This is a genomic window from Roseateles sp. P5_E11 (genome assembly GCF_054049355.1).
This window is the reverse complement of sequence record NZ_JBFUMO010000827.1, coordinates 1-1,907: the sequence shown is the minus strand read 5'-3', so window position 1 is coordinate 1,907 and position 1,907 is coordinate 1. Positions and strand designations below refer to the sequence as shown.

At 70.3% G+C, this 1,907-nt stretch carries 2 protein-coding genes; both read left to right on the top strand.

From position 1 onward, the window contains the following. The first annotated feature begins 80 nt into the window (after positions 1–80). Positions 81–857, top strand: coding sequence for a serine O-acetyltransferase (gene cysE, locus ACXJKR_RS31100; RefSeq protein ID WP_056196844.1), 777 nt, complete (start codon positions 81–83; stop codon positions 855–857). Positions 858–1,017: 160 nt separating this feature from the next. Then, positions 1,018–1,907 (top strand): ligand-binding sensor domain-containing protein (locus ACXJKR_RS31095; RefSeq protein ID WP_457326138.1); only part of this gene is annotated, 890 nt, incomplete at its 3' end.

Here is a 1,907-nt window from a genome sequence, read left to right as displayed (position 1 = left end):
ACAGATGCAGAAGACCGTAGTGCCAGCAGGCTCAAAGTAGCCCCACCTAAACTGGCCTGCCTTTCTCCCCTGGCTGCACCATGTTCCAGCGCCTGCGCGAAGACATCGCCCTGATCCTCGAACGCGACCCGGCCGCCCGGTCGGCGTGGGAGGTGCTGACCTGTTACCCGGGCCTGCATGCGCTGATGTTCCACCGCCGTGCTCACTGGTTCTGGCAGCGTGGCTTCAAGTGGCTGGCGCGCTGGGTCTCGCACTGGAGCCGCTTTCTGACGGGCATCGAGATCCACCCCGGCGCGCGCATCGGCCGCAAGGTCTTCATCGACCATGGCATGGGCATCGTCATTGGCGAGATGGCCGAGATCGGCGAGGGCTGCACCATCTACCAGGGCGTCACGCTCGGCGGCACCTCGCTCGTGAAAGGCGCCAAACGCCATCCGACCCTGGGCCCGGGCGTCATCGTCGGCGCCAATGCCAGCGTGCTGGGCGGCTTCACGGTCGGCGCCGGTGCGCGCATCGGCTCAGGTGCCGTCGTCACCAAGCCGGTGCCGGCAGGTGCGACAGCCGTGGGCAACCCGGCGCGCATCATCGAGGCCGCCAGCGAACAGGCCCGCGAGGAGGCGGCCGCCAAGATGGGTTTCTCGGCCTATGGCGTGACCCAGGGTGACGACCCGGTCGCGATGGCCATGCGCGGCCTCATCGACAGCGCCTCGGGCCACGAGCACCAGATCGCGCTGCTTTGGAGCGCGGTCTGCAAGTTGTCGACCCAGGCCGGCCGGCCGATCGGTGACTGCGTGCCCGATGACGCCCAGCGCGACGAGGCCTTCGATGCGGCGCAGATGAACCGGCTGGTCAAGTAGCGGCCGCGCTGGCGAAATAGACCGTCAGCCGGCCACGTCTTTGCCGCCGGCCGGCCCGGCGTGAATGAGAATCGCCGGTTCCGGGCCGCGATGGCCCGCCCTGTGTCGGCCTGCTGTGTTCCTGCGCGAGTTACGACTGCGGCTTTCCACTGGCTGGCGCATGGCGCTGTGCCTGGTCATGGCCCTCTGCCTGACTGAGGCAACTGCRGCACCGGCGCCCAAGCGCTGGTCCAGCCTCGCCGACATCAGCTTCCAGCATCTCAGCCAGGAGCAGGGCTTGCCCAATGCCATCGCGACGGCCGTGGCCGAAGATGGCCAGGGTTTTCTGTGGGTGGGCACGCTCGGCGGTCTGGCGCGCTGGGACGGCTACCACTTCAAGGTCTACAAGGCCGATGCGCAGCGCCCCGGCGCCCTGCCGGACAACTATGTGCAGTCCTTGCATGGCGATGCCAAGGGGCGGCTCTGGGTGGGCACGAGCGCGGCAGGGCTGCTTCGGCATGACCCGACGACGGACCGTTTCGTCGCCATCCCGGTCGGTGGCGCCGCGGGCCTGAGCCATGTCAGCGTGCGGCAGATTGCCGACGACGGCGCGGGTGGGCTGTGGGTCGTGACCGACGGCGGCCTGGACCACCTGGATCCCGACAGCGGGCGCATCGAGCGTGCCAGCACCGTGGGCGGCTGGGCGGCCGGTGCCGGCACCCAGGTCTGGACCCTGCTGCTTGATCGCCGCGGCCAGCTCTGGATCGGTAGCGCCGCGGGCCTGTTCCGCCGCGCGGCCGCGGGCGCGCCGCTGCAGGCCGTGCCACTGGCGGTGGGCCGCGTCGTCCAGCCCCAGGCCCTGGCCCAGGACAGCGCCGGGCGCATCTGGGCCGGCGGCAAGCACGATGGCGTCTTCGTGCTCGCCGACAACGGCGAGGCGCCAGCCGTCGAAATGCGGGAGGCCGGCGTCGCCGCGAACGAGGACCTGCTGGGCAACAGCCAGATCACCAGCCTGCTCGAGACACCGCCGGGGGAGATGTGGGTGGCGACCCTGGGGCAGGGTGTCGTGGC